This is a genomic window from Polaromonas sp. P1_G2 (assembly GCF_056405515.1).
The window spans coordinates 1-3,984 of the sequence record NZ_JBFUBY010000411.1 but is presented as its reverse complement, the minus strand read 5'-3'; the positions used below and the strand labels follow the sequence as shown (position 1 = coordinate 3,984).

6 protein-coding genes are annotated in these 3,984 nt (G+C 65.1%); 1 reads left to right on the top strand and 5 read right to left on the bottom strand.

The genetic code is table 11. The features are described from left to right. On the top strand, positions 1 to 296 hold a 296-nt coding region (locus tag AC1D0P_RS24415), incomplete at its 5' end, for an OB-fold nucleic acid binding domain-containing protein (protein ID WP_477679096.1). A 40-nt stretch (positions 297 to 336) separates the two neighbouring features. Here AC1D0P_RS24415 and AC1D0P_RS24410 read toward each other — a convergent pair. From AC1D0P_RS24410 to AC1D0P_RS24390, 5 genes are all read right to left on the bottom strand, one after another. Beyond that, a complete protein-coding gene (locus tag AC1D0P_RS24410; protein ID WP_477679095.1) occupies positions 337 to 1,008 on the bottom strand; it encodes a phosphoribosyltransferase in 672 nt (223 codons plus the stop codon). 117 nt (positions 1,009 to 1,125) lie between these two features. Beyond that, positions 1,126 to 1,605 carry a response regulator gene (locus AC1D0P_RS24405; RefSeq protein ID WP_477679094.1) on the bottom strand — a complete coding sequence of 160 codons (480 nt, stop codon included), beginning with the start codon at positions 1,603 to 1,605 and terminating at the stop codon, positions 1,126 to 1,128. Continuing rightward, a complete protein-coding gene (locus tag AC1D0P_RS24400) occupies positions 1,602 to 2,942 on the bottom strand; it encodes a response regulator (RefSeq protein ID WP_477679093.1) in 1,341 nt (446 codons plus the stop codon). Before AC1D0P_RS24400 ends, AC1D0P_RS24405 begins: the two co-directional genes overlap by 4 nt. A gap of 155 nt (positions 2,943 to 3,097) precedes the next feature. Beyond that, the gene (locus AC1D0P_RS24395) at positions 3,098 to 3,727 is read right to left on the bottom strand and encodes a LysE family translocator (RefSeq protein WP_477679092.1); all 630 of its coding nucleotides are present in this window, start codon (positions 3,725 to 3,727) and stop codon (positions 3,098 to 3,100) included. Beyond that, complete coding sequence (locus tag AC1D0P_RS24390; RefSeq protein ID WP_477679097.1) at positions 3,724 to 3,972, bottom strand: DUF1272 domain-containing protein; 249 nt, start codon at positions 3,970 to 3,972, stop codon at positions 3,724 to 3,726. Before AC1D0P_RS24390 ends, AC1D0P_RS24395 begins: the two co-directional genes overlap by 4 nt. Positions 3,973 to 3,984 lie beyond the last annotated feature (12 nt).

Genomic DNA, 3,984 nt, shown 5'->3' with positions numbered 1-3,984 from the left:
GCTGCGGCATCGTCACCGTGCGCCAGCAGCCGCAAACCGCCAAGGGCACCATCTTCGTCACGCTGGAAGACGAAACCGGCCCGGTCAACGTCATCGTCTGGAAGTCCCTACGCGAGGCGCAGCGCGCCGAGCTGCTGCATTCGCGCCTGCTGGCGGTGTACGGCGTGTGGCAGCGCAGCGAGGAAAGCGGCACCGCCAAAGGTTATGGCGCGGTGCGCAACCTGGTGGCGCACCGGCTGGAAGACCTCACGCCGCTGCTGGGGCGGCTGGGCACGTTCAGCCGCGACTTTCATTGAGGCGCGGCCCGGGACCGCAGGCCTTTGCGGACCGGCTTGCTCAGGAGGCGGTGTGCGACGCGTGCTCCCGGCGCGCATCGTCCAGCAACTTGCGCACTTCCTCATCCGTGGCCTGGGGGAAGTGCCGGTACCACTGGCTCACGGCGCCGAAATCTTCGGGGCGGGCCGGGCAGACGACGTCCGTGGCCTGCTCCTCCAGGCTGCGGCATCCCTGCACGGAGCCGACCGGCACGGCCGCCACTAGGGCGTGCGGGTGCTGCTGCCGGATCGCCAGCACGGCCGCCTGCATGGTGGCGCCGGTGGCCAGCCCGTCGTCCACCACGATGACGGTACGGCCCATGATGGAGATAGCGGGCCGCTGCCGGCGGTACAGCTGCTCACGCCGCATCAGTTCCGCTTCTTCCCGAGCCAGCACGGCGGCCATGGCTTGCGGCTGCGGCGCCGCGCCCGGCAGCGGGTTCATCACCCGCACGCCGCCGCTGGCGATGGCCCCGATAGCGTATTCCTCATGTCCCGGATAACCGAGTTTGCGCACCACAAAGATGTCCAGCGGTGCCCCGAGTTCCCGGGCCACCTCGCGCCCCACGGCCACGCCGCCGCGCGGCAGGGCCAGCACCAGCAGGTCGGGGCGCCCACGGTAAGAAGCCAAGGCGCCGGCCAGCAGATGCCCGGCATGGACGCGGTCACGGTAGGGCAGCGGGAGGTCCGTCATACGGATGTTCCAGGCAGGCTTCCAGGCTAAAAGGGCGGGTCCGGCCTGCCTGTCAGAACCTTCCCATTCTTCTGTAGGAATGCCGCGGCGCGCATAAGACCGCCAGCCGCGAGGTGCTCAGCGCTTTTGCGCTTCGTCGGCTTCCGCCGCGCTCTGCTGCATGGCGTGCTCCAGCAGCTTGCTGTAGTTCTCCAGTTTTTTATACAGCAGGCGCACTTCCAGCGCGTTGTGGATGCGCGTCTTGACTTCGACCAGGTCAAACGGCTTGCTGATGAAATCCTTGGCACCGGCCTGCAAGGCGCGTAGCTTGTGGGCCGGCTCCGCGGTCAGCACGATGACAGAGAGGTATTTGTCCTGCTTGTCTTCCTTCAGCGCCTCCATCACCTGGAAACCGTCCATGCCGGGCATTTTCAGGTCCAGCAGGATCAGGTCGTAGCGATGCTCCGCGTGTAGCGCGGCCACTTCGAGCGGGTTGGTGGTGGAACTGACCTGGGTGTAGCCGGCGCCCGCCAGCAACTGCTCAAGCAACTGCACATTGACGGGCTGGTCGTCCACGATCAGGATGCTGCCGTTCAGGATGTCGAATTCGGTGTTCATGCGGTTTTCTCCGGAAAGAGGGGCGGCCTGGACCGGGTTTTAGAAAACTCCAGCGCGAGGTCCAGGGTGTTCATGAATTCCTGGATCTTGATGGGCTTGGTGAGGTAGTAGAAGAACCCGGCCTCCATGCCTTTTTCGATGTCACGCGGCATGGCGTTGGCGCTGAGCGCCACCACCGGGATATGCGCGGTCAACGGGTTTGCGCACAAAATTTGCACCACCTTGATACCGCTGATGCCCGGAAGGTTGATGTCCATCAGGATGACGTCGGGCTGCAAGGCCTTGGCCATCGCGATGCCGCTGATGCCGTCGCGGGCGGACAGCAGCCGTATGTCGGAGCGGCGCGCGATGAGGTCTTCCACCAGCATCAGGTTGGCCGGGTTGTCCTCCACATACAGCAGTGTGCGCGCGCCGGGATCCGTGAGCACCTGGCTTTGAACGGCCGGTGACAGGGTGCCCAGATCCGTGTGAAGTTCGCGTTCTTCGGTGAGGTCCATTTCGATCCAGAACACACTGCCCCGGCCGACCACGCTCTCGACGCCGATAGCGCCGCCCATGAGTTCGATGAGGCGCTTGGTCATCACCAGGCCGATGCCGGTGCCTTGCTCGGTACTGGCCTCCTGGCTGATCAGCTCCAGTAAATACCAGCCCGCCTGCAGGATCTGGTCGACGCTGCGCTTTTGCGACGGCGTGGGCTGCGGCGTGCCGGATTCGATCAGCTGCGCAAAGCCGAGGATGGCGCTGAGCGGCGTGCGCAGTTCGTGGCTCATGCTGGAGAGGAAGTCGGATTTCGCGAGGTTGGCTTTTTCAGCCACGGCCATCGCTTCCTTCAAGGCCACTTCGACCTGCTTGCGCACCGAGTTGTCGGTGCCTATCAGCAGGTAGCCGATGATGGTGCCGAAGTCGTCGCGCAAGGCGGTGATGGACACGATGGCCGGAAAGCGGCTGCCGTCCTTGCAGATGTAAGTCAGCTCGTAAATGTCTTCAATGCCGCGCGAGGCCTTGAAAGCCAGCGCTTCAAAGCCCGGCGTGATGGTGGTGGCAAGCTCCAGGCTTAGCGCCTGCGCTCGGGCCATCACTTCCTGCGGGTCGTGGATGTCGCTGGGATTGATCTTGTTGACGACCTCGGCGGCCATATAGCCCAGCATGCGCTCGGCGCCGACGTTGAAGAGCTGGATGATGCCTTTTTCATCGGTCGCGATGATGGAAAAATTTTCGCTCGTCAGGATGGCCGTCTGCAGCGCGCCGGTTTTGAGCAAGGCCTCCTGGCGCTTGACTTCGATGCCGTCGGCTTTGGCGAGCGCATCAAGGGCGCTCAGGCTGGGAAGGGGTGACATCGGCCATGTTCCTGTAAAAGTAACGACGGATCGTGCTGGGTGGCGCCGCTGGGCGGCGTATCTACGATCCTGGCCGGGGAGGGGGAAGTCTCTGGAAAGACTCCGGCAGTGTACAGCGCATGGCCGGAAAGGCCCTGCGCCAGCGCAGGCGGGCCCTAGCTGTTTGCCCGCCGGTAAAACGCCAGTGAGCCCGCCAGCGCCAGCAGCGCGCCGCCGCAGGCGCGGTCTATCCAGCGTGTGGCCGACGCTTTGAGCAGGCGAATCGCCTTCGCGCCGATAAAGGCATAGCCGAACATCACGGAAAAATCGATGCCGGCGAACACCAGTGCAATCGCGAGGTACTGCGGCGCCTGCGCGGCGGCCGGGTCTATGAACTGCGGCAGCAGGGCCGAACAGAAAAGGTAGCCCTTGGGGTTGGTCACCGCCACCAGGAAAGACTTCATGAAGATCGCCCGGCCGCCGTGCTGCGTGCCGGGAGCGCCTTCGGGGATTTCAAACCCGCCGCGCGAGCGCAGCAGGCGTATCCCCAGCCAGGCCAGGTAGGCCGCACCGGCCCACTTGAGCACCGAAAACCAGAACTCGGAAGCGGCCAGCAGCGCGCCCAGGCCCAGGGCCACCGCGCCCACCAGGACAAAATCGGACAGCACCGCGCCCAGCATGCCGGGTACCGAGCGGCGCACGCCGTAGCGCGAGCCGTTGGCCAGCGCCAGCAGGACCGTGGGGCCGGGCGTGGCAATGGCCACCAGCGCGACGACGGAAAACAGCAGCAAGGTGGTGGTGTTCATGCTGCGGCCTCACAGCCTTCGGGCTTGTAGACACGCTCGGTCGAGGGTGGGTACTTGGCCAGCTTGCCGGCCGGGCGGCGCGGCCGCACGGCGAATTCACCCCCGCAATTGGGGCAGACGCCCTTGAGTTTGGTGTCGACGCAATCGGCGCAGAAGGTGCATTCGAAAGTGCAGATGCGCGCGTCGGGCGACTCGTTGGGCAGGTCGCGGTTGCAGCATTCGCAGTTGGGGCGGAGTTCTAGCATGCGGATGTCCTG

Coding starts and splice junctions, on each gene's coding strand:
- AC1D0P_RS24405 (WP_477679094.1), bottom strand. CDS start 1,605: ATGAACACCGAATTCGACATCCTGAACGGCAGCATCCTGATCGTGGAC.
- AC1D0P_RS24400 (WP_477679093.1), bottom strand. CDS start 2,942: ATGTCACCCCTTCCCAGCCTGAGCGCCCTTGATGCGCTCGCCAAAGCC.
- AC1D0P_RS24410 (WP_477679095.1), bottom strand. CDS start 1,008: ATGACGGACCTCCCGCTGCCCTACCGTGACCGCGTCCATGCCGGGCAT.
- AC1D0P_RS24395 (WP_477679092.1), bottom strand. CDS start 3,727: ATGAACACCACCACCTTGCTGCTGTTTTCCGTCGTCGCGCTGGTGGCC.
- AC1D0P_RS24390 (WP_477679097.1), bottom strand. CDS start 3,972: ATGCTAGAACTCCGCCCCAACTGCGAATGCTGCAACCGCGACCTGCCC.